This is a genomic window from Frondihabitans sp. Leaf304 (genome assembly GCF_001423105.1).
Taxonomy (GTDB): domain Bacteria; phylum Actinomycetota; class Actinomycetes; order Actinomycetales; family Microbacteriaceae; genus Frondihabitans.
In genome coordinates, this window is the sequence record NZ_LMNV01000005.1 from 293,122 (window position 1) to 314,849 (window position 21,728).

A 21,728-nucleotide genomic window follows, 5' to 3' on the forward strand; every position below is an offset into this window, starting at 1 on the left:
CGCCGCTACCCTGGATCAATGCATCAGCAGCGCTACCAGGTTCGGTTCGAGTGGGGCGAGGCGGGCGCCCGGCGCATCGCGCCGGGAGCGCACGTCATCGTCGTCGCGGATGAACTCGACGGGCACGGCGAGGCATCGGGAGCGCAGCTCGTCGCAGCCATCGCCGAGGCGTGCCCCGGTGGCCCGGCCGTTCTCTGCGTCACCGAGGCCAGTGCCGGTGACGCGGCCAAGTGGATCCTTCGCCTTCAAGCGCAGCTCGGTGACCGGGCTGTCGTCGCAGTGATCGGCGCGGGCTCACTCGACCCCGACGGGTTTCGCACTGCCGTCGAAGACCACCTCGCTGCCGGGGCCGTGATCGACGCGCTCGCCGCCCGAGGCCTCGACTCCTCGTCTCCCGAGGCGGCCGCGGCCTGCGCTGCCTGGCAGGGGCTACAGAGGGCGACGGCGCACCTGCTCACCGCGTCGGTGTCGGCGACCCTCGGGGGAGCGGATGATCCGATCGCCCAGCGCGAGTCGCGCCCCGCGTCGGCGGTCGTCCTGCGGGAATTCACCTCGCGCGCGTAGCGTTCGGTCCAGTAGATCCCGATCCCCTGGAGGACAACATGAAGGCAGTACTCGACGACGGAACCGTGGTGGCTGAGGCCCCCGAAGCCGACCTCATCAAGATCGAGGGCAACTGGTACTTCCCGCCGGCCAGCGTCAACGACGCGCTGCTCGAGAAGACCGACACCCCCTACACCTGCCCGTGGAAGGGCGAGTGCCAGTACTTCTCGGTGAACGGCCTGCCCGACCGCGCGTTCAGCTACCCGACGCCGTTCCCGACCGCGTTCGACCGCGTCGGCAAAGATTTCTCGAACTACGTCGCGTTCTGGAAAGAGGTCAAGGTCGTCGAGTAGACACCTTGCGAGACCTCAAAAACGACCGCTGATCGCCGAGATCTGCGGTCGTTTTTGAGGTCTCAGGCGTGTGCGGCCGCAACACGCGCGCGGTGGGCGCGCACTTTCGAGCGATTGCCGCACTTCGGCATCGAGCACCAGCGGCGCGTTCCGGCGCGGGAGTCGTCGTAGAAGACGAGCCCGCAGTCGTCCGCAGAACACCGAAGGATCCGGCGGCCCGGTTCCCCGACAAACCCCACCCCCGCGAACAGCGTCACTGCATCCCGCGCCACCGAGGCCAGCGCCTGCCCCGTGCGCAGCCGACCCGCACCCGCCTGACGGCGACCACCCGCGAGCGACGGAGGAACATCGGGGAGCGCCGCGAACAAGTTGACGACGTCGATGTCGTCGGCGTCGGGGGTGTGGCCGTCTGCGGCGCAGAGCGCCAGGCGGGCGACGGCGCCACGGAACGAGCGGGCGTCGTGCAGCTCACGGTCACTCGGCGCCTGACCGAGGCCCGGGTAGCGCTCGCCGAGCCAGTCGCCGAGGTCGGCGGGCACGAGCAGGCCGTCCCACCGGGGTGAGCCGGGTGCCGCGGTGGCTCCGGGGAGGCCGGAGGCGGGGCCGAACGCGCCTTCGGGAAACCCGCCGAGGTAGGCGAAGTCGAGGCACAGGGCGCCGGTCTCGAACTGCCAGCGGACTCCGGCATCGGAGCGGAACCACGTCTCGACCGTCATGTAACCAGCGTAGCCGGTGACAAGAGAGGTCGTCCTCGCTGGTGCTCAGACCTCGCGCTTCTGCCAGACGATGAGGTTCGCGAGATCGAAGCGGCGCGCGCACCGGCCGCACGCGAGCGGCTTCCGCGGCGCGCGGTAGCGGAAGTGCTCGTGGCCCTGCGGGCAGAGCCCCACCCAGGGGGCGAGCTCAGAGGCGATGGCGCCGTCGTGCAGGCGGCCCCCGGCATAGCCGAGGCCCTCCGCGACGGTGCGCCATTTCGGGCCGTGACCCGCTGCGGATCCTGCGATCGCGTGCGCGACCTCGTGCAGCAGCACCTGGTGGATTTCATCGTCGTCGTAGCGTTCGGCTAGATGACGCGAAACCGTGATGCGGTGCTTCGTGTAGTTGCAGAGTCCGGCGCGGGTGGTCGCGCGGTCGAAGTCGAACGTCCAGACCCCGGGGTCGAGGTGGAGCGCGATCAGGGATGAGGCCCAGTGGCGGACCTTGGCCAGATCGGCCACCCGCTAGGAGCGGTCGCTCGGCGGCGTCTTCGACTGCGAGGCGTCGAAGGCGCCCCAGATGCTGCGCGCGGCCTTCCGGGCGCGATTCACCTCGGCGTCGAAGCCATTGGCCGGCTCGTCGTCTTCGTTGCGGTCTTCGTCGTCGATGTCGCGGCGGCTGCGGCCGGGAGCCGTGGCGTGCGGGATCGCGATCGCCTGGGTCTCGACTCCGATCGACGCTGCATCGGTGATCGACTCGGAGGTCGGAGCCGACGGGTCGAGGCGCGGGGCCGACGGGTCGAGTCGGGCGGGGGAGCCCTGCTCGGACGGCGAGACGAGGAACGCGGGGGAGCCGGTGGTGCGGAAGAGCGGGGCCGGGTTGGTGTCGCCGGTGGCGTCAGCGTCGTCGCGGTCGTCGGTGACGCGAGCGTCGGTGTCGTCTTCTGAGGTCACGGCAGTGGTCTCGGCGGCCACCTCGTCGGCGAAGACGGGAGCGTCGACGACGACGGTCGAGACCATCGGCTCGGCGGCGGGCTCGGGCTCGGTTTCGATGATCGGCTCGGGTGCGGCGGGAGCGGACCCCTGCAGCACAGCGCGCATGACGCCCTCGATGGCGACGCGGAGGCCGTTGGTGCGCTCGGCGGGAGCACCGGCCTTCTCGTAGGCCTCGAGCGCAGCGGCCAGAGACTGACGGGCCTCTTCGTAGCGCTGCAGGTCGTAGAGCGTGTAGCCCTCGAGCTCGGCGGCGGCGGCCTCGAGCTCGTGCCATTCTTCGGTCGAGGCGCTGAGGCGGCTGGTGTGGAGGTCGCTCAGAGCACGCTCGAGGCGGCCCTGCTCTTTGAAGACGTAGGCGCGGCGGATGCGCGCGGCAGTCGAGTCGGCCCGGTCGCCGGTGAAGTGCGCGAGCCGGAAGGCCTCCTCGCTGATCGCGAGGGCCTCGTCGAGGCGGCCCAGCATGCGAAGGAGGTCGGCGCGTTCGCCGAGGGCGGCGGTGCTGCGGCTCGCCCCGAGCTCGGCCAGGCGGTCTTCGAGCGCCGAGGCGTCGATGGCGGGTCGCAGGCTGACGGGATCGAAGTGCGAGGTGCCCGAAGGGCCCGTCGGCACGATCGGTGCGGTCAGGCTCGAGGGCACAGGGTGGCTCGTGGTGCCGCCCTGGGCGTCGTCGGTACGGTCGTGCTCGGTCATCGGTGTCGAGGGTAGTCGAGCGCGGGGCTTTTGGCCTGATCGGCGCGCGAACGGGCCCGAGCTAGGCCGGAACGGCCACGCGGGCCGGGGCGACGGGCTGGGCGACCGGAGCGGCCGACACCGGCATGAGAGCGGCCCGCAGCGGGAAGTCCTGGTTCTCGAGGATCACCTGCGCGGCGGCACCCGAGACCGAGTTGACGACGATCGGCGCCATGAGGTTGACGGTGGTGCCCGACGCGGCCGGGTTCGCGACGACCAGGAGCAGCGCGTTCTCGGGGCCGGAGAGGCCGAGGGCCTCGCCCTGCTCGTCGCTGATCTCGGGGGCGTAGTCGGGGAGGTGGATCGCGGCGTCCACGACGAACATGCGCGTCGACGGCTCGGCGACCGCGTGCAGGGCATACAGGCCGTTGGCGCCCTTGACCTCGTCGAGGGAGAAGTCGACGACGGGGTCGAGCCCGGGCGGAGGAGTGACGAAGGAGAGAGAAGCGCTCATCGGAGGAAGTCCATCAGGGTCGGCTGGATCACCTTGGCGGTGACAGCGAGGGCGGCTTGGTAGGTGACTTGCTGGGTCTGGAGGTCGAGGGCGACCTTGGCGAGGTCGAGATCCTCGATTCCGGATCGCTGGTTCTCGAGCGAGACGGAGGTGTTTTTCAGGGTGTCCTGGGCGCGCTCGAGCTGCGCCTGGCGGGTTCCGACGTCGCCCCAGGCGCCGCGCACGGCGGTGAGGCGGGTGTCGATGTCGGCGAGCTTGCCGCCGATGTTGACGCCGGCTCGCAGATCGGCCGAGATCGAGTCGATCATCGAGAAGACCGAGTCGGCTCCCGTGCCGAAGACCGCTGCACCGTCGGTGTCGACCTGGACTGTCGTGCCGTCGGCGATCCGACGCTGCACCGAGCTGCCGGCGATTCCGGTGAACGCCGGCGGCGTGCCCGGGGTGAAGGCCGCGCCCGCGTCGGACGAACCGGCGAAGACGGATCGGCCTTGGAACGACGTGTTCGCGGTCGCCAGCAGGTCGGTCTTGAGGCCGTCGAGCTCGGTCGCGATCGCTTCTTTGGCGGTGGCCGACATGGCTCCGTCGTTGGCTCCCTGCACGGTGAGGAACCGCACCCGATCGAGGATGTTCTTGGTGTCGCTGAGGGCGGAGTCGGTCGTCGCGAGCCAGCCCACACCGTTGTCGGCGTTGCGGGAGTACTGCGCGTTGGCGGCCTGCTGACCACGGACCAGCAGCGACTGACCGGTGGCGGTCGGGTCGTCTGACGGCACCGAGATCGCCTTGAGCGACGAGGCCTGGCCCTGCAGCTGCGCGAGTCGAGCAGCGTTGGCCTGCAGCATCCGCGATGACGCGAGGGCGGCGGTCTGGTTGGTGACACGTCCGAGCATTACAGGCCCACCCGTCCGGTGCGGTTGATCAGGGTGTCGAGCATCTCGTCGATGGCCGTCATGACGCGGGCGGCGCCCTGGTAGGCGTGCTGGAACGTCAGCATGTTGACGTTCTCCTCGTCGAGGTCGACACCGGCGGTGGAGGTCTGCTGAGTCTTGGCGGCGGTGGCGGCCAGCGTCGCGCGGTCGGACGAGGCGATCTCGGACTTCGCCGCAGCCCCGGTGGACGTGACGAACGAGGCCCAGACGCGGTCGGGAGAAGCTGCTCCGACGCCGAGGGTGGAGAGCTTGTCGGCGACCCCACCGGTGTTGCCCGAGCCAGGTGCGCTCGCCTGGATGCCCGAGGCGGAGGTCGGAATCACGCCGAGGCCGAGGGCGGCGGGGCCGGTCGACGAGACGGAGAAGAAGTCGGCGCCGGTCGTGCCGCTAGGCGAGGATCCACCGGAGTACACCGCGTTGACACTCGTCGCGAGCTTGGTCGCGAAGGCGTTGTAACTGGCGGCCGCCTCGGCGAGGACGCCACCCGAGCCCGAGCCGTCGGCGGGGGCGAGAACCGAGAGCGTACCGGCCAACTGCCCGCCGTCGAGGCCGACGGAGGCACCCGGTCGGTGCGTCCATTCGAGCGTCACGGGAGCTGCGGCGGCACCCTCGAGAGTCGTCGACCCCGAGACCTGGACGGTGCGCGGGGTCGTGCCGCTGACGATGGCATTGCCTCCGATGAGCACATCGACCGTGCCGTCGGAGTTGGCGTGGACCGAGCCGCCGGCGAGCGACGAGATCTTCTCGGTCAGGAGGTTCCGCTGGTCGACGAGCTCGTTGACGCTGCCGCCGGTGGTCAGACCCTGCTGGATCTGCCCGTTCAGGTCGGCGACCTGCTTGGCGGCCGCGTTGAGGTCGCTGGCCATGGTCGCAACGCTGCTGCGCGCGGCGCTCCACTGGTTGCTGACACCCTGGTAGCCGGTGGCGATCGTGCTGGCGATGCCCTGCGCCTGGCCGAGCAGGTTCGCCGCCGCCGAGGTGTCGGTCGGATCGTTCGAGACGTCGCCCCAGCCGGCCCAGAAGTTCGAGAGCTGCGTCGAGAGGCCGTTCTTGCCGGGCTCGTTGAGAGAGGTCTCGAGAGTCGAGAGCACACCGGCGCGGACCGAGCCGTATCCGGCCGACGAGGCGGTGCCGCGCACCTGCGCGTCGAGGGTGGCGTCGCCGATGCGCGAATAGCCGTCGATCGACACGCCCTGGCCGATGGCCGTGCCCGTCGAGAAGAGGCCTGGCTGCACCGCCGAGATCGACGACGTCGTCACGCGCTGTCGGGTGTAGCCCTCGGTCGTGGCGTTGGCGATGTTCTGGCCGACGACGTCGAGGCCGGCGCGCGCGGCAGTGAGGCCCCGGTACGCGGTGTTCAGCCCGGAGAACGTGCTCACTACAGCCGCCCGTCGAAGAGGTGGCTCGACGAGACCGTCGCGGCGCGACCGGCGCCGTGCGAGTCATAGAGCGAAGGATCCGACGACACCGTCGCGAGAGTCTCTTGCGTCGAGCGCGCGGCGGCCCGCAAGAACTGCTCGTTCTCGTCGCGAAGCTGCTTGATCTGACGCGTGAGCTCGGTCATCGCCCGAAGGTGCGACGAGAAGATATCGGCCCAGGGGCCCTCGGGAGCGTGGTCGACGAGCTCGCGCAGAGGCGCCTCGGACGAGGTGCCCCATTCCTCGGCGACGACGGCGACCTCGACGGTCCGCTCGAGGCCGGCGGTGCGGAGGCGGTCGAGGACCTGCTCGACCTCGCGAGTGGCGTGCTCGATCCAGCGGGATTTTCCGGCGGTGAGGAGCAGCTGCTCCTCTTCCAGCTTGAACGTGAGCAGCTCGAGGAGCTCTCTCTCACGCCAGAGCACGGCGGACAATTCGTTCACGCCCACGGTCCCTCCAAGTGTCGGCTGCGGTGCCGGCCGCCTTTTCGAGTGGCCGCCGCAGGGAGCTGTTTTGCTCTCACCGGCCACTATCGGCCGGTGGCCCGGCGTCGTTAGGTGAGCACCGGGATCCTTCGCCCTCTTTTCTCCGAATTTGAAGGAGAAACGCACCGGGCCGAACGGATTCATGCGGATCGGGGCGGGCCAGCGCGAGTTTCTCCTTCGAATTTGCAAAGGAGACCGAACCAGGTGGTTGGCGGGGGCCTCACAACACCCCGTCCGGGGGTAAAAATTCGGGAAAAACGCTGGCTGTCCCCCTAAATGATGACACCTCAAACCCCCGGAGTGGGGTCTTTTACGCCTAGTTTTCGGCCCCCTGCTCTCACTAGCGTTGAGGGTGTCGCCGAGATCACCGGCGGCACCGACCGACAGGGCCATCGGCTCAGCGGTCAGCCCATCACTTCTTCCGATTCACTCCGGCGCGCCGTCATGCCGGGGTGCTTCGCCATGCCGATTTCCACTCGGCCGACAACGACAGGGTTACCGCGATGAACAAGACAGAGCGCAACACGATGGTGGTTCAGAACCTCCCGCTCGTGGGCTACCTCGTCTCGGAGGTGTGCGCCAAGGCGACGCACCTCAGCCGCGACGACCTGGCCTCGGCCGGTGCCCTCGCTCTCGTCCAGGCGGCCGACGCCTTCGACCCCACCCAGGGTGTGCCGTTCGGCGCCTACGCCCGCACCCGCATCATGGGTGCCTTCGCTGACGACATGCGTTCGAGCGACTGGGCCAGCCGCGGCACCCGCAAGCGCATCAAAGAGACGCTTGCGACGCAGGAGACCCTGACTGCCGCCCTCGGCCGCACCCCCAACGTCGACGAGATCGCTTCGTCGCTCGGTGTCGACCGCAAGACGGCGACCGACGCTCTGACCGATGCCGCCCGCACCGTTACGGCCATCGACGAGACCGTCGCCGACCAGCTCGCCGCCGACATCATCCTCCCCGAGGAGACGCTGCTCGAGCAGGAGCGCACCCGCTACCTGCGTGCCGCGGTCGACGCTCTGCCCGAGAAGATGCGCTTCATCATCGACAACGTCTACTTCGGCGACCGCAGCGTCACCGAGGTCGCCGACGAGCTCGGCATCACCCACTCCGCGGTGTCGCAGCAGCGCACCGAGGCGATCCGCCTCCTCCGCGACGGCCTCAACACGCACTATGCCGGCGCAGCCGCCGACGAGACCGCCGAGGTGTCGTACGAGTCGCGTACCGCTCCCGCCCGCCGCGCCGCCTACCTGGCCCGCGTGGCCAGCAACGCGGTCGTCGGTATCGGTACCGCCATGCGCGAGAGCGTGCCTGTGCAGCAGACCGCGGCAGCCTCGTAAAACTTTTTCACCATTCCGCTAACGGACCGGACACCCCCGCCGATAGCTATCCATGTCAGCCCACGGATGGGCGGCAGCACCACACCCCATAAATCACGGAAGAGAGAACCATCATGGGTTTCCAGATCAACAACAACCTCGCGGCGAACAACACCTACCGCAACCTCAACAGCACGCAGGGCGACCTGTCGAAGTCCCTCGAGAAGCTCTCGTCGGGTCTCCGCATCAACCGTGCCGCTGACGATGCTGCGGGTCTCGCCATCTCTGAGGGCCTCAAGTCGCAGGTCGGTGGCCTCACGGTCGCCGCTCGCAACGCTCAGGACGGCATCTCCGTCGTCCAGACGGCTGAAGGTGGACTGACCGAAACGCAGTCGATCCTCCAGCGCATGCGCGACCTCGCTGTTCAGTCCGGTAACGACTCGAACAACGCGACCTCGCGTGCTGCGATCAAGACCGAGACCGACTCCCTCACGACGGAGCTCACTCGCATCTCCGCCTCCACCAACTTCAACGGCATCCAGCTGCTGGACGGCAAGGGCGGCACCGGCGGCGACGGCAAGCTGAGCTTCCAGGTCGGTGCTGGTTCGGACGCGGCCTCGAACACGATCACCGTCGACCTCGCGCCGGCCGACGTGTCGAAGACCGCGACCGCTGTCGGAGCAATCGACCTCTCGACCGCTGCCGGATCGTCGGCTGCGATCAAGACGATCGATGACGAGATCACCAAGATCTCGACCGCTCGCGCCAGCCTCGGTGCGGTCCAGAACCGCTTCGAGCACGCCATCAACAACACCAACGTCGCCAAGGAGAACCTCACGGCCGCCTCCTCGCGCATCACCGACACCGACATGGCGCAGGAGATGGTCAAGTACACACGAGCCAACATCCTCAGCCAGGCCGGCACCGCGATGCTCGCTCAGGCGAACCAGAGCACGCAGGGTGTGCTGAGCCTCCTCCGCTAGTCCCTAGCGAGCCGGTAGCACCACAGCACCACCCATCCGCGGCAGGCGGTGAGGAGAGGAAGTTCGGGTCTTCTCCCCACCCCCGCCGCGGACCACCCCTTTTCGCCCTCATCGCCTAGGAGCAGGTCATGGCAGGACTCGCCGTCGACGGCCTCGTCTCCGGCCTCGACACGACGTCGCTCATCAACTCGCTGATGACCGCCGAGTCGCAGCCCCAGACCCTCCTCAAAGCCAAGGTCACCTCCACCCAGAGCACCATCACGGCGCTCCAGGGTCTCAACTCTCAGGTGGCGGCACTCGCGACCGCCGCGACGTCGGCCAAGTCGGCCACCTCGCTCTCCCTCTTCACGGCGACGAGCTCGTCGACCGCCGCGACGGCAACAGCCGGAAAGTCCGCGGCCGCCGGTTCGATCGAGTTCACGGTCGGGTCCGTGGCGCAGGCGAAGACGGGGGTTACGGCGGCCCTCTCGACGTGGCCCGCGGATCCTGCGAAGCTCACCATCGTCTCGGCCTCGGGCAAGTCGTTCGACATCTCGGCCGCGTCGACATCGCTCGACGACGTCGTCACCGCCGTCAACGGTTCGGGCGCGGGAGTCAAGGCCGTCAAGGTCTTGTCGGGCACCGCCGCCGACGGCACCGCGCAATATCGCCTCCAGTTCACGTCGCAGACCACCGGTGTCTCGGGCGGATTCGACGTCTACCAGGGCACCGCCGCCGACGTCGCGTCGGGCACGGCCACCAACCTGCTCACTGCGCCGGGCGCCGCCGTCACCAAGCCCGCGCAGGACGCCAGCGTCACCCTCTGGGCCGGCACCAGCGCCGAGCAGACGGTCACGTCGAGCACCAACACCTTCAGCGACCTGCTTCCCGGGGTCGCCGTCACGGTCAGCAAGACCTCCGCCGATCCGGTCACGATCACGATCGGGCAAGACACCGCCGCCGCGTCGAAAGTGGCCTCGAGCCTCGTCGACGGTCTCAACGGAGTCTTCGGCCTCATCTCGACCAAGAGCGCCATCGTCAACAGCACCGACTCGGCCGGCAAGGCCATCGTGTCGGGCGGACCGTTCACCGGCAACAGCACGATCCGGAGCGCCAACCAGTCGCTCATGGACGCCGCCTCCCTGCCGATCGACGGAAAATCGCCGTCGCAGATCGGCATCAGCATCACCCGCTCGGGCACGCTCGAGTTCGACGCCGACAAGTTCGCCGCCGCCATGGCCGCCGACCCCGCCGGCACCCAAGCGATGTTCTCAACGTTGACCGCCCGTGTCGCCACGGCTGCGAACCAGGTCTCCGACAAATACAACGGCCAGCTGACCAGCGTGATCACCGGCCAGCAGACGCTCGTCACCTCGATGAGCAAACAGGTCGACGAGTGGGATCTCCGCCTCACCGACCGCCGCGCCTCGCTCGAGAAGCTCTACTCCGCTCTCGAGGTGCAGCTCTCCAACCTCCAGTCGCAGTCGTCGTCGCTCACGTCGTCGCTCGCGAACCTGCCGACCTACAGCTAGGCACGCCATGACTATGACCTTCGGCGCCGCAGCCAAGCAGCGCAACGCTTACGGCCGCGAGGCAGTCCTCTCGGCCACGCCCATCCGGCTCCTCACGATGCTGTACGACCGCCTCCTGCTCGACCTCGGTCGTGCCGAAGCGGCACAGAACCAAGGATCCTGGGCCACCGCCTCTGAAAACCTCGTCCACGCCCAGGCCATCGTCTCCGAGCTCACCACGTCGCTCCGCGTCGAGCTGTGGGAGGGCGGCGTCGAGCTCCAGGCGCTCTACACCTACGTCTCGGTCGCCCTCGTCAATGCCAACGTGCACCGCGACGTCGCGCTCACTCGTGAGAGCATCGTGCTGCTCGAGCCGCTCCGGCAGGCCTGGCACGAAGCTGCCGCGCTCGTTCCCGCCGCACCGGCCGCATTCGGCGGGAGCCTCGGAGTTGCCTAGGTCGGACGAGACCCGCGCCGCCTGGCTCGAGGCACTCGCCGAGATGGAAGCCGTAGCCGGCGCTTCGGGTGACGGCACCTTCGTGCCCCCTCGCACCCTGGCCCGGCCCGTCGCCGACCTCGGACCCCTCCCGGCCGAGCTCGCCGACCGTGCCCGCGAGGTGCAGCGGGCGCAGAAGTCGGCCATCGAGCGCGTGCTCGAGGCCCGCCGATCGGTGTCGAAGCACCTGGCCGCGCTGCGGTCGGTGCCGCCCGCGCGCGAGACCGATCGGGCTGTCTACCTCGACGCGACCGGCTAGCCCCTTTTGGCGCGACGCGGGTCGCAGAGCCGGGCCTGCGACAAGCTCCGGCCGTCCGGCTTTGCGACCCGCGCCACGCCGACCTTTCTGGCGCGACGCGGGTCGCGAAGCCGGGCCTGCGACAAGCTCCGGCCGTCCGGCTTTGCGACCCGCGCCGCGCCTGGCTCTGTGGCGACCCGGCCGGCAAATTTGAGAGTGATCCGAGGCGGGCCGCTATATCTGCGTGCAACGGGTGTGACTGAGAGGCCGGATCGCTCTCAAATTGGCAGGGTGACTCGGCAAATAGGATGGACGCATGGACTGGACGACGCTGTGGATGCAGATCGTGTCGCTCGCGATCGCCCTCATCAACTCGCAGCTCGCCCGCAGTAAGGGCCGCTCCGGCACCGTCTGGTTCTTCGTGTCACTCCCGCTGGGGATGCTGGCGACCGTGCTCATTCTGGTGTGGCCGCGCCCACGGCAGAGCTATTTTCAGGCGCTGCGGGCGGGCTGGTCGAAGTCGGCTAGGTGACTTCGGGTGTGCATGGTCGTGCCGGATCCTGCGCCCCGATCGCCCATCATCCCGACCAGCTGGCGACTGCTGCGTCGAATGCCGCCGGGTCACTCCAGACCACGTGCGACACGAGCATTCTGTGTGCGCCTAGCTTGTGGACGACGTGTTCGTCGACCGGTATGACGACGAAGTGATTTAGCCCCCGGCGCCAGGCTTCGACCAGAGCCGCCGAAGGGGTCTCGGGGAGCTTGTCGTCAATTGCGGCCTCGATCCCGTCCATCCATTCGTGGAATGACGTCAGCTCGTCGGGGCTGAAGCGATCGCTCCAGGGAGCGGGGGTTCTGGCCACGTGATCTGCATACGCGGCAGCGAGACCTTCTTGCCCGTCGAGTTCCAGATCGCGATCGTCGAAGAAGCAGATCGACGACAGGCGTCTAGTCCATGCTTCTTGCCACTGGGGTGTTCGAGCCGCGTCACCCTCGATCAGCTTCGTGAACAGGAGGGCTGAGAGCTCGGGGTCGGCCGCCTCGACCGTGAAGTGCATTTCTGGCGGCCAGGATGAGGGCTCGCTGGGTGTCACTGGGGCTAGCTCCGTCGCTCAGGGAATCTCACCGAGATCGCTATCGGCGTCGCCTTCCCCGTCTGGGCAGGCACGGCAACCCTAGAACGCACTGTTTAACATGTCAATACTTGCTCGTTGACGAGCCAGTTAGCCTGCGCCTGCAAATTTGAGAGTGATGTGCGGCGACGCGCCCGCAATCGCGGCAACAGGTGTGACTGAAGGGCCGGATCGCTCTCAAATTGGCGGCCGGGAGGCGGCAGGCGAGCGACCCAGGAGGCCAGGCCCGAGCGAGAACTAGCGGCGCGTCGACCAGAGCGACACGGCCACCAGCACGGGCTGGAAGACGAGGCGCACGGCGCGCTTACGGTCGGTGTCGAGCCCGAACGCGTCGGTGCGCGTGACGAGCTGCGAGATGTTGCCGGGGAAGATCGCGGTGAAGAAGGTCGCCGCGAGGTTGCCGACGGCGTGGCGCTTTACGCCGGAAACGAGCGCCGCGCCGAGTGCGATCTCGACGACGCCGGAGGCCAGCACGACCTGGTCTTCGGTGAGGGGCGTCTTGGCGGTGAGCCAGGTGGGCACCTGGGCGCGGAACGCCTCGCGCGCGGAAGTGAGGTGGGTGGTGCCAGCGAAGACGAGGGCGCCACCGAGGGCAAGGCGGGCGAGGGTGCGGGGAACAGACATGCAGACAAGTCTGCCGCACACCACGCGATGTCTAGCAAACCAGCCTTGCCGCCAGCCCGGGCCACCCAGCCCCGGCCAACCCGGCCCCCGCCCCCCTGACCCCCGAAGACGGGGGCGCCTGAATCGGCAGACCTCCTAACGCCACCCCGGCCCGAGTCGATAGAGCAACGTGAGCACGGATCGCTCACTCCTCAGGCCACGGATCGGCCGCCTCTCCCTGCTACTTGCGAAGCGAGCAGACGTGCTGGAATCCGTGACCTCCCGAGCTCTCGAAAGTGCCCTCGACGGCCTTTCGATGCGCCAGAAGGCGATCTCGAACAACATCGCCAACATCAACACCCCCGGCTACACGGCCGAGCGGGTGTCGTTCGAGGACGCGTTGAAGGCCAGCGTCGAGAAGGGCAACGGAGCGACGACCGCCACGATGGCCCGCTCGCTCGAGCCCACCAACGAGAACGGCAACAACGTCAATCTCGACACCGAGACTCTCAGCAACACGACCACCGTGCTGCAGTACCAGTTCGCCGCGCAGGCTGAGAACAACGTCATCACCAGCGTCCGCGCCGCACTCAGGACCAGCTGATGGGCATGTTCGACGCGATCGGTATTGCGAGCACCGGCCTCACCGTCCACCGCAAGTGGATGGACGCCATCTCCGACAACATCGCCAACGTCAACACCGTCAAGCCGATGTCGGGCGCCGCATTCCAGGCGCGCTACGTCGAGGTGCAGGAGGGCGAGGGCGTCTCGGGCGTCTACGTCAAGGCGGCCGCGTTCGGTTCGGCCGAGGGGCGGGTCACGTACTCGCCCGACGACCCGCAGGCGGACAAAAACGGCTATGTGCGCATGCCCGACATCGACCTCGGCACGCAGATGGCCGACCTGATCATGGCCCAGCGCGGCTATCAAGCGAATGCAGCGGTCGTCGACCGCGCCAAGACGAGCTACGAAGCAGCTCTCCAGATCGGACGCAACTAATGCCCATCTACCCCGTCTCCGGGACTTTCCCGACCGGCTCGACCGCCCTCAACTCCGGTGTCGGCTCCGTCGGCGCCACGCAGGACGCCTCGGCGATCAACGGCCTCGACGCCACTCCCACCACGGGCGCCTCGAGTTTCGGCAACGTCATCGACGGCCTGCAGTCGCTGCAGGGTCAGTCGCAGGATCTCGCGGTCAAGGCCGTCACCGGGTCGCTCGACGACGTCCACACAGCCACGATCGCCGCCACGCGTGCCCAGGTCACGATGGAACTCGTCGCGGCCGTCCGTAACAAGGGCGTCGACGCGTTCAACGAGATCATGAGGATGCAGGCCTGATGCCCCCCGCTCTCCGCTCCATGTTCACCGGCCTCTCCGACCGGATCAAGGCGTTCACCGTCGCCCAGCGCACGCTCGCGATCATCGGCGTGGCCGTGCTCGTGCTCGGCTCCGTCGCTCTCACGTCGTTCCTCACGAAGCCGTCGTATACGCCGCTGTTCACCGGCCTCGCCGCGACCGACGCCTCGGCCGTGGTCGACCAGCTCACCACCGACGGCGTTCCGTACCAGCTCACCGACGGCGGATCCACGATCCTCGTGCCGCAGTCGCAGGTCTACTCGGAGCGCCTCAAGGCCGCGTCGGCAGGCCTCCCCGCCGACAACACCGGCGGTTACTCGCTGCTCGACACCATGGGCGTCACCTCGTCGGAGTTCCAGCAGAACGTCACCTACAAGCGCGCGATCGAGGGCGAGCTCGCCAAGACGATCGGCGCCATGGACGGCGTCCAGGCGGCGAGCGTGCAGCTCGCGATCCCGCAGGAGACCGTCTTCGCGGAGAACACCAAGGATCCCACCGCTTCCGTCTTCGTCCAGGCCAAGTCGGGCGTCACCCTGTCGACCGACCAGGTCGATGCGATCGTGCACCTGACGAGTGCCTCCATCGAGGGCATGAAGCCGACCGACGTCTCGGTCGTCGATTCGAAGGGCGTCGTCCTCTCGGCGGTCGGCACGGGCACGACCGGCAACTCGTCGCAGCAGTCGAGCGACTACGAGAGCCGCGTGCAGGCGAGCGTCCAGGCGATGCTCGACAAGGTGCTGGGCGCCGGCAACTCGACGGTCGTCGTCGCGGCCGACATGAACCAGTCGTCGGGCACGAAGGTGTCGGAGTCGTACGCCGACCCGACGGGCGGGGCGCAGCCCCTCAGCGAGTCGAGCACCAAGGAGTCGTATGCGGGAGACGGCGCTGCCGGATCCTCGGGGACGACCGGTGTGCTCGGCCCCGACAACATCGCCGTCCCGAGTGGGTCGGCCACCTCGGGAACCTCGTCGGCCAGCGGCAACGGCTACGTCAACGAGTCGGCCACGAAGAACAACGCCGTCGACAAGACCACCGAGACCACGAACATCCCCGCCGGTCAGCTGAACAAGCAGACCATCTCGGTCGCACTGAACAGCTCGATCGCCGGCTCGCAGAACCTCACCGCGATCTCGGACCTCGTGTCGAAGGCCGCGGGCGTCGACACCAAGCGCGGCGACTCGGTCAGCGTGCAGGCCGTGTCGTTCGACACCTCGGGCGCGAAGGCCGCCGCCGCCGCGCTGAAGGCCGCCGACGCGCAGGCCGCCAGCGACAGCATGTGGGCGACCATCCGCACCGTCGGAACGATCGCCGCCATCGCGATCCCGCTGCTCATCGCGCTGTTCCTGCTGACCCGCAAGGGCCGCAAGCAGGAGCGCGAAGACATCGACCTCGGCGAGATCTCGTCGGTCGCCGGCACCTGGCCGGGCGAGGCCGAGACCCAGTCGATGGCTCTCGCCGACGCCGAGCGCCGCCGTCTCGAAGCCCTCTCGGCGAGCAACGCCCCGACCGTGCAGCTGCCCTCACTCGCCCCCGAGGGAGCCACGATGGAGCGCAAGCGCGCCGAGATCGACGCCCTCGCGGCCAGCGACCCCGACCGCACGGCCGAGCTCCTCCGCGGCATGCTCGAAGACAAGCAGACCGTATGAGCTCCGCAGTCAAGCCGGTCGAGCTGACCGGGGCGCAGAAGGTCGCCGTGATCCTCATGCAGATGGATCAGGCGCGTGCCGCCACGGTCATGCAGAAGTTCAACGAGACCGAGGCCGACGAGATCACCGCCGAGCTGGTCAAGATGCGTCGCGTCGAGTCCAGCGTGGCCGACACGGCCGTGGGCGAGTTCCACGAGCTGTCGACACAGGGCCGGGTCACTCGCCGTGGCGGCCGCGACTTCGCGGTCGGGCTGCTCGAGGCCTCGTTCGGATCGGAGCGTGCCGCCGGCGTCATGGAGCGTCTCGCCTCGTCGATGGCCGGCAAGTCGTTCGAGTTCCTCGACGCCGCCGACTCCGGTCAGCTGCTGACCCTGCTCGACAGCGAGCTGCCGCAGACCATCGCGCTCGTGCTCGCGCACCTGAAGGCCGACCAGGCCTCCGCGGTGCTCGTCGGGCTCGACGTCTCGCTCCGTACCGACGTCGCCCAGGCCATCGCCACCATGGGCACCGCGACCCCCGAGGCCGTCGGCATCGTCGCCCAGACGCTGAAGGTGCGGGCCGGCGCCGTCGTCGCGCCCCGCGAGCAGGTCGAGGCCGTCGGAGGCATCCAGCCGCTGGTCGAGATCATCAACCGCTCCGACGCCGCGACCGAACGGATCCTCCTCGAAGGGCTCGAGGCGCGGGATCCTGCGCTCGCGGAAGAGGTGCGCTCGCGCATGCTCACCTTCGTCGACATCGTCAAGCTCGACCCGCGCGACGTCCAGCAGGTGCTGCGCGGCATCGACGCGGCCGTGCTCGCGATCGCCATGAAGGGCGCGCCCGAGGCCGTCACCGAGGTCATCCGCGGCAACGTCTCGGAGCGCAACCGGGAGCTGCTCGACGACGAGATCCGCGCCGCCGGACCCGTGCGCCTGTCGCAGGTCGAAGAGGCCCGTGCCTCGGTGGTCAGCGCGATTCGCGAACTCGAGGCCCAGGGCGCGATCACCGTGCAGCGCGGCGACGAGGAGGCCCTCGTTGAGTAGCGACACCCTGTTCACCCGCGTCGCGTTCCCCGTGCTCCGCAACCCGCTCTCGGCGGCGCGCGAAGACGAGGCCGCCCAGCGCGGCGAGGCCGCCGGGTACGCGGCGGGGCTCCGTGCCGCCGCGGCCGAGACCGCCGCCCTCCGCGAGGCGCTCGCCGCCGAGCAGGCCGCCGTGATCGCCCACGCGAACGCCCGCGCCGATGCCGCCATCGCCGTGCTCCACGCGGCCACCGCCGCTATCGACGCCCGTCAGGCAGCCCTCCGCACCGAGGTGCAGCAGACCCTCCTCGCCACCTCCCTTCAGCTCGCCACCGCCGTGATCGGCTACGAGCTCGAGACGAACCCCGAGTCGACCGTCGTCGCCGCGCTCACCCGCGCGCTCGCCGAGGTCGATCCCGCCGACGTCGTCTCGGTGCGCCTCAACCCCGCCGACCTCTCACTCCTCGACGGGCAGGGCGACGCGCTCGGCGTGCACCTCGTGGCAGACGCCTCCCTCGCTCGCGGCGACGCCCGCGCCGACCTCACCGCCGGGTTCATCGACGCCACGCTCGGCTCGGCGCTCGATCGCGCGCGCCACGAACTGCTCGGGGGCGCCGCGTGACCTTCGCCGCACCGACCCTCCTCGCCCCCTCGCTCGACGTCGCCGCCCAGGTGCGTGCGGCCTCGCGTGCGGCGCGACCGCTGCGCGTCGGCGTCGTGTCGAGTGTCGTCGGCCTGGGCCTCGGCGTGACGGGCCTCGACTCCGCTCTCGGCGAGGTCGTCGCGGTGGGCGAACCGTTCGTCGATGCGTCCGGCCAGCGTGTCGAGCGCCTGGCCGAGGTCGTCGCAGCGACGGCCGACGGGGTGCGCTGCATGCCGCTCGGTCCGCTCACGGGTGTTCGCGCCGGAATGGCCGTGCGCCCGACGGGTCGCCCGATCCTCGTCCCCACCGGCCGTGGCCTCTTCGGTCGCGTGATCGACGGGCTCGGCCGTCCTCTCGACGGCAAGGGCCCGCTCGACTTCGACGAGCTCGTCTCGATCGACCACGCGACCCCGAACTCGATGCAGCGCGCCCGCATCGACACGCCCCTCCAGCTCGGCGTCCGCGCTCTCGACACCCTCACCACGGCCGGTCGCGGACAGCGCCTCGGTCTCTTCGCGGGCTCCGGCGTCGGCAAGTCGTCGCTCCTGTCGATGATCGCCCGCGGCACCGACGCCGAGGTCAGCGTCATCGCCCTCATCGGCGAGCGCGGCCGCGAGGTGCGCGAGTTCCTCGAAGACGACCTCGGCCCCGAGGGGCTCGCCCGCTCCGTCGTCGTCGTGTCGACCTCCGACGAGCCCGCCCTCATGCGCCTCCGTGCCGCGTTCGCCGCCACCCGCATCGCCGAGTCGTTCCGCGACGGCGGCTCCGACGTCGTTCTGATGATGGACTCGCTGACCCGCGTCGCCATGGCTCAGCGCGAGATCGGACTCTCCGTCGGCGAACCTCCCGCCACCCGGGGCTACCCGCCGTCGACGTTCTCGACGCTCGCGAACCTCCTGGAGCGCGCCGGCACGGACGTCACCGGCTCGGTCACCGGCCTCTACACGGTGCTCGTCGATGGCGACGACCACAACGAGCCCATCGCCGATGCCGCCCGCTCGATCCTCGACGGCCACGTCGTGCTCGACCGGAAGCTCGCCGTCACCGGGCACTTCCCGTCGATCGATGTGCTCGGTTCGATCTCGCGCGTCGCGTCGAAGGTCATCTCGCGCGAGCAGTCCGCCGCCGCCAAGCACCTTCGCACCGTCATGGCCGCTCGCAAGTCGGCGCAGGATCTCATCGACGTCGGCGCGTACCAGCCGGGCACCAACCCGCTCGTCGACGCGGCGGTGGCCCACCAGGGCGAGATCGACGCGTTCCTGCAGCAGAGCATGGACGACCAGACGCCCGCGGCAGACGCGTGGGCGAGGCTGGAACGGCTCGCTCGGATCCTCGGCGGTGCCCTATGAAGCAGTTCTCTCTCGCCGGGCTGCTCCGCGTCCGTCACGCCCAGCAGCAGAAGGCGCTCGCCGAGCTGTCGGAGGCGAACCGAAGGATCCGCGACGTCGCCGAACGCCGTGCCCGTGTGGAGCGCACTCTCGTCGACGCCGCCGGCTCCAAATCCATCGTCACCGATGCGGCCACCCTCATCGCGGTGGCCGCGGCACGCGCCTCGACCCGCAGCATGATCGCCGAGCTCGACGCCGTCGCCGACGCGCACCGGATCGAGGCGGCCGAGGCGCAGTCCGAGTTCAACGGGGCCCGGGCCCGGTCGATCGCCCTGGAGAAGCTCGAGGAGCGACACAACGCGCTCGCCCTCGCCGAGGAGCTCCGCGACGAGCAGCTCGCGCTCGACGAGATCGCCTCGAACAACCACCGTCCCAGTCAGTTCACCGCCCGTGAGGGGGAGCAGTCATGAGCGTCACGGACGTGATGACCCGGATCTCGCAGATCCAGAGCACCATCGCCCAGATCCAGTCGGGGGAGTTCTCCACCCCCTCGAGCACTTCGTCGACCGACAGCGCGTCGACGTTCGCGTCGGCGCTGGCGTCGGCGAACGCCACCACCGGCACGACGGGTGCAACCGGAGCGGCTGCAGCGACTTCCGCGGCCTCCACGACCGGCCTCGATTCGACAGCCGGCACGAAGGCGACCCCTGCCAGCCCGACCGGCGGCCTCGTCGACAACGGCGTCACCGGCGACGACATCGTCGCCGACGCCAAGAAGTACCTCGGCGTGCCCTACGTCTTCGGCGGCACCACGACCTCTGGCATGGACTGCTCGGGCCTCGTCCAGACCGTCTTCAAAGACCTCGGAATCACCATGCCGCGCGTGGTGCCCGACCAGGCCGAGATGGGCGTCAAGATCCCCGATCTCGCCCACGCCAAGGCCGGCGACCTCATCAGCACCAAAGACGGCGGCCACATCGTCATCTATCTCGGCGACGGCAAGATCCTGCACGCGCCCCGACCCGGCAAGGACGTCCGCATCATCGACAACTACCTCAAAGACAGCGACATCGGCGAGATCCGCCGCATCGTGCCGTCGACCGCATCGGCGTCGGTGTCGGCGGCGTCGACCGCGAAGGCGACCGGTTCGCAGTCCGACCTCGTCACGGCGGCCCTCCAGCAGCTCATGGCATCCGGAGCCTCCGCGTGAGCCCCGCCGTCGCCGACCTGCTCGGGGCGCGCCCCGCCTCGTCGCCGTCCATGCCCTCGCGGTCGTCCGGTTCGCCCGCCTCGGCGTCCGCCTTCGGCGACGCGATGCACGCGCAGGATCCCTCGGCTCCCGCCCGCGAGCCCGTCGCGCCCCGCACCGCTGCCGCGCGTTCGCTGCAGCGCGACACCCGCGACCCGTCGTCGCAGGGCGGCTCCGGTTCCGACACGACGCCTGCCGACGCTGCGAGCCCTGCCGCTGCCGCAGACGCCGCTCCGGTGGCGGATGCTTCGGCGGCCCCGGCCTCGCCCGTGTCTGGCCTGCCCCTTTCCGCGCTTTCGCTCGTCGCGGCACTTCAGCCGTCGGCCGTGCCCTCTTCTGGCGCGACCGCGCCGTCTGCGACCACGTCGGCTGCGACCGCGCCGGGCGCGACCCTGCCGGCCGCGCTGGCAGCTCAGACCTCCCTCGTCACTGCCACTGCCACTGCCACGGTCGCAGTACCGCTCGGCGGCGTGCTGGCCGAACCCGCCTCCGTCGTGGCTGTCTCGCCATCCCCGGTCGTACCGACGCCGACGGCCACCTCGTCGGCGGCGTCCGCTCCGGTGGCACCATCGGCAGTAGCACCAACTGCCGGCCTCGCCCCGGCTGCCATCGCCGCGGCGCCGGTCGACCCGGCCGCGCCCGCCACGGCCCTGCCCTCGGCGTCGCAGCTGCCAGCCGCGCTGGTCGCCGGCACGACGCCCCCTGGCTCGAGCACGCGCCCCAAATCGGAATCGACGACCGCGGCCGCCAGCGGTGACGCGAAGTCCAGCTCGGCCACCGGGCTCGCGGCGGGCGCGACCACCGCAGTGCCGACTACCGCAATCCCGAGTACTGCTGTGCCGACCACCGCTGCGCCGACTACTGCAGTGCCGACCACCGCAGCGCCGACCACTGGCCCGGTAGCCGCCGCCGTCCAGCCGGCTGCCACTCAGCCCGCTTCCCCGGCCCTCGCGTCATCCGTCGCAGCGGCGTCGGGCGCAGCGAGTGCTCCGACGGCGGCCACCACGCCGATCGTTCGCACCGTCGTCGCACCCGCCCTCGACACCGAGCCGCCTGCCGCCGCACCGTCCGGTGCTACCGCGACCGCGGCGCAGCCGACCGTCCCCGACACCGCCGCGGCCTTCGCCGCTGTCCAGGCGCCGCAGGCCCCCGCCCCGGCCGCGATCACGACCGCCACCCCGGTCGCCGCAGCCCCGGCCCAACCGGCGGCCCCTCTGCACACCCAGCTCGCCCGTCCGGTCTTCACGCTCGCGGCTGCGGGTCACGGCGAGCACGTCGTGACCGTTCAAGTCAGCCCCGACGCGCTCGGGCCGGTCACTGTCCGAGCCCACGTGGGTGCGGAGGGGATGAGGGTCGAGCTGTTCGCGCAGTCGGACGCCGGTCGAGAGGCGGTCCGCGGGATCCTCGGCGACCTTCGCCGCGACCTGCAGTCCGCCGGTGTCTCGTCGACCGTCGACCTGTCGAGCCAGAACCAGCCGCAGCAGGGTCAGAGCGCCCTCGGGCAGGGCCAGGGTCAGAGCCAGGCCGGCCGCGGCCCGCGCACTGACGGATCGGCGACACCTGCCGATAGTGAGAACGAAGAGTCTCCGTCGAGCGCGCCTCGTGCGCACTCGATCTCCGCCACCTCCATCGACGTGATGGCCTGAAA

The 21,728-nt window shown here is 69.7% G+C and carries 27 protein-coding genes; 18 read left to right on the forward strand and 9 right to left on the reverse strand.

Annotated features, from left to right (window positions below; all coding sequences use genetic code 11):
• Nucleotides 1-18 precede the first annotated feature (18 nt).
• Together ASF54_RS14800 and ASF54_RS14805 are read left to right on the forward strand one after the other, a co-directional pair.
• Complete coding sequence (locus ASF54_RS14800; protein ID WP_055964791.1) at nucleotides 19-564, forward strand: hypothetical protein; 546 nt, start codon at nucleotides 19-21, stop codon at nucleotides 562-564.
• 38 nt (nucleotides 565-602) lie between these two features.
• Nucleotides 603-896 (forward strand): DUF427 domain-containing protein, encoded by a 294-nt coding sequence (locus ASF54_RS14805; protein WP_055964793.1) that lies wholly within the window; start codon nucleotides 603-605, stop codon nucleotides 894-896.
• A 62-nt stretch (nucleotides 897-958) separates the two neighbouring features.
• Here the strand turns inward: ASF54_RS14805 and ASF54_RS14810 are convergent, their stop codons facing one another.
• The 7 genes from ASF54_RS14810 to ASF54_RS14840 all read right to left on the reverse strand — a co-directional run bounded on the left by ASF54_RS14810 (nucleotide 959) and on the right by ASF54_RS14840 (nucleotide 6,563).
• Nucleotides 959-1,612: a CGNR zinc finger domain-containing protein gene (locus ASF54_RS14810; protein WP_055964796.1), complete on the reverse strand. Its 654-nt coding sequence runs from the start codon at nucleotides 1,610-1,612 to the stop codon at nucleotides 959-961.
• A gap of 45 nt (nucleotides 1,613-1,657) precedes the next feature.
• On the reverse strand, nucleotides 1,658-2,113 hold the full coding sequence (locus tag ASF54_RS14815; RefSeq protein ID WP_055964798.1) for a SprT-like domain-containing protein: 456 nt from the start codon (nucleotides 2,111-2,113) through the stop codon (nucleotides 1,658-1,660).
• Nucleotides 2,114-2,116: 3 nt separating this feature from the next.
• Entirely contained in the window at nucleotides 2,117-3,277 is a 1,161-nt protein-coding gene (locus tag ASF54_RS14820; RefSeq protein ID WP_055964801.1) for a tetratricopeptide repeat protein, read from the reverse strand.
• Between the two features lie 61 nt (nucleotides 3,278-3,338).
• Nucleotides 3,339-3,770: a flagellar assembly protein FliW gene (locus ASF54_RS14825; RefSeq protein ID WP_084816331.1), complete on the reverse strand. Its 432-nt coding sequence runs from the start codon at nucleotides 3,768-3,770 to the stop codon at nucleotides 3,339-3,341.
• On the reverse strand, nucleotides 3,767-4,657 hold the full coding sequence (gene flgL / locus ASF54_RS14830; protein WP_055964804.1) for a flagellar hook-associated protein FlgL: 891 nt from the start codon (nucleotides 4,655-4,657) through the stop codon (nucleotides 3,767-3,769). Before flgL ends, ASF54_RS14825 begins: the two co-directional genes overlap by 4 nt.
• The gene (gene flgK, locus ASF54_RS14835) at nucleotides 4,657-6,075 is read right to left on the reverse strand and encodes a flagellar hook-associated protein FlgK (protein ID WP_055964807.1); all 1,419 of its coding nucleotides are present in this window, start codon (nucleotides 6,073-6,075) and stop codon (nucleotides 4,657-4,659) included. Before flgK ends, flgL begins: the two co-directional genes overlap by 1 nt.
• The gene (locus tag ASF54_RS14840; RefSeq protein ID WP_055964810.1) at nucleotides 6,075-6,563 is read right to left on the reverse strand and encodes a flagellar protein FlgN; all 489 of its coding nucleotides are present in this window, start codon (nucleotides 6,561-6,563) and stop codon (nucleotides 6,075-6,077) included. The genes flgK and ASF54_RS14840 overlap by 1 nt, the downstream gene beginning before the upstream one ends.
• 539 nt (nucleotides 6,564-7,102) lie before the next feature.
• Between ASF54_RS14840 and ASF54_RS14845 the strand changes: the two genes are divergently transcribed.
• From ASF54_RS14845 to ASF54_RS14870, 6 genes are all read left to right on the forward strand, one after another.
• Nucleotides 7,103-7,936, forward strand: coding sequence for a sigma-70 family RNA polymerase sigma factor (locus tag ASF54_RS14845; RefSeq protein ID WP_055964815.1), 834 nt, complete (start codon nucleotides 7,103-7,105; stop codon nucleotides 7,934-7,936).
• Between the two features lie 113 nt (nucleotides 7,937-8,049).
• Nucleotides 8,050-8,898, forward strand: a complete 849-nt coding sequence (locus tag ASF54_RS14850; RefSeq protein ID WP_055964817.1) for a flagellin N-terminal helical domain-containing protein — start codon at nucleotides 8,050-8,052, stop codon at nucleotides 8,896-8,898.
• Between the two features lie 128 nt (nucleotides 8,899-9,026).
• On the forward strand, nucleotides 9,027-10,409 hold the full coding sequence (fliD, locus tag ASF54_RS14855) for a flagellar filament capping protein FliD (RefSeq protein ID WP_055964821.1): 1,383 nt from the start codon (nucleotides 9,027-9,029) through the stop codon (nucleotides 10,407-10,409).
• Between the two features lie 7 nt (nucleotides 10,410-10,416).
• Nucleotides 10,417-10,845 (forward strand): flagellar export chaperone FliS, encoded by a 429-nt coding sequence (fliS, locus tag ASF54_RS14860; RefSeq protein WP_055964824.1) that lies wholly within the window; start codon nucleotides 10,417-10,419, stop codon nucleotides 10,843-10,845.
• Entirely contained in the window at nucleotides 10,838-11,143 is a 306-nt protein-coding gene (locus ASF54_RS14865; RefSeq protein ID WP_123939668.1) for a hypothetical protein, read from the forward strand. The genes fliS and ASF54_RS14865 overlap by 8 nt, the downstream gene beginning before the upstream one ends.
• Nucleotides 11,144-11,438: 295 nt before the next feature.
• Nucleotides 11,439-11,654, forward strand: a complete 216-nt coding sequence (locus ASF54_RS14870; protein ID WP_055964829.1) for a hypothetical protein — start codon at nucleotides 11,439-11,441, stop codon at nucleotides 11,652-11,654.
• A gap of 46 nt (nucleotides 11,655-11,700) precedes the next feature.
• Here ASF54_RS14870 and ASF54_RS14875 read toward each other — a convergent pair whose 3' ends face one another.
• Complete coding sequence (locus ASF54_RS14875; protein WP_055964832.1) at nucleotides 11,701-12,180, reverse strand: hypothetical protein; 480 nt, start codon at nucleotides 12,178-12,180, stop codon at nucleotides 11,701-11,703.
• Nucleotides 12,181-12,492: 312 nt separating this feature from the next.
• Entirely contained in the window at nucleotides 12,493-12,879 is a 387-nt protein-coding gene (locus tag ASF54_RS14880) for a DoxX family protein (protein WP_055964834.1), read from the reverse strand.
• 241 nt (nucleotides 12,880-13,120) lie between these two features.
• Between ASF54_RS14880 and ASF54_RS14885 the strand changes: the two genes are divergently transcribed.
• The 10 genes from ASF54_RS14885 to ASF54_RS14930 are packed head-to-tail and all read left to right on the forward strand — an operon-like array spanning nucleotide 13,121 to nucleotide 21,726.
• Nucleotides 13,121-13,462, forward strand: coding sequence for a flagellar basal body rod protein FlgB (locus ASF54_RS14885; protein WP_055964838.1), 342 nt, complete (start codon nucleotides 13,121-13,123; stop codon nucleotides 13,460-13,462).
• Nucleotides 13,462-13,857 carry a flagellar basal body rod protein FlgC gene (locus tag ASF54_RS14890; protein WP_055964840.1) on the forward strand — a complete coding sequence of 132 codons (396 nt, stop codon included), beginning with the start codon at nucleotides 13,462-13,464 and terminating at the stop codon, nucleotides 13,855-13,857. Before ASF54_RS14885 ends, ASF54_RS14890 begins: the two co-directional genes overlap by 1 nt.
• Nucleotides 13,857-14,195, forward strand: a complete 339-nt coding sequence (fliE, locus tag ASF54_RS14895; RefSeq protein WP_055964842.1) for a flagellar hook-basal body complex protein FliE — start codon at nucleotides 13,857-13,859, stop codon at nucleotides 14,193-14,195. The genes ASF54_RS14890 and fliE overlap by 1 nt, the downstream gene beginning before the upstream one ends.
• Nucleotides 14,195-15,859 (forward strand): flagellar basal-body MS-ring/collar protein FliF, encoded by a 1,665-nt coding sequence (gene fliF / locus ASF54_RS14900; protein ID WP_055964844.1) that lies wholly within the window; start codon nucleotides 14,195-14,197, stop codon nucleotides 15,857-15,859. The genes fliE and fliF overlap by 1 nt, the downstream gene beginning before the upstream one ends.
• Complete coding sequence (fliG, locus tag ASF54_RS14905; RefSeq protein ID WP_055964845.1) at nucleotides 15,856-16,881, forward strand: flagellar motor switch protein FliG; 1,026 nt, start codon at nucleotides 15,856-15,858, stop codon at nucleotides 16,879-16,881. The genes fliF and fliG overlap by 4 nt, the downstream gene beginning before the upstream one ends.
• Nucleotides 16,874-17,482, forward strand: coding sequence for a FliH/SctL family protein (locus ASF54_RS14910; RefSeq protein WP_055964848.1), 609 nt, complete (start codon nucleotides 16,874-16,876; stop codon nucleotides 17,480-17,482). The genes fliG and ASF54_RS14910 overlap by 8 nt, the downstream gene beginning before the upstream one ends.
• Nucleotides 17,479-18,852, forward strand: coding sequence for a FliI/YscN family ATPase (locus tag ASF54_RS14915; RefSeq protein WP_084816334.1), 1,374 nt, complete (start codon nucleotides 17,479-17,481; stop codon nucleotides 18,850-18,852). Before ASF54_RS14910 ends, ASF54_RS14915 begins: the two co-directional genes overlap by 4 nt.
• Entirely contained in the window at nucleotides 18,849-19,301 is a 453-nt protein-coding gene (locus ASF54_RS14920) for a flagellar FliJ family protein (protein WP_055964850.1), read from the forward strand. Before ASF54_RS14915 ends, ASF54_RS14920 begins: the two co-directional genes overlap by 4 nt.
• Complete coding sequence (locus ASF54_RS17005) at nucleotides 19,298-20,041, forward strand: C40 family peptidase (RefSeq protein WP_055964853.1); 744 nt, start codon at nucleotides 19,298-19,300, stop codon at nucleotides 20,039-20,041. The genes ASF54_RS14920 and ASF54_RS17005 overlap by 4 nt, the downstream gene beginning before the upstream one ends.
• Nucleotides 20,038-21,726, forward strand: coding sequence for a flagellar hook-length control protein FliK (locus ASF54_RS14930; RefSeq protein ID WP_055964856.1), 1,689 nt, complete (start codon nucleotides 20,038-20,040; stop codon nucleotides 21,724-21,726). The genes ASF54_RS17005 and ASF54_RS14930 overlap by 4 nt, the downstream gene beginning before the upstream one ends.
• Nucleotides 21,727-21,728 lie beyond the last annotated feature (2 nt).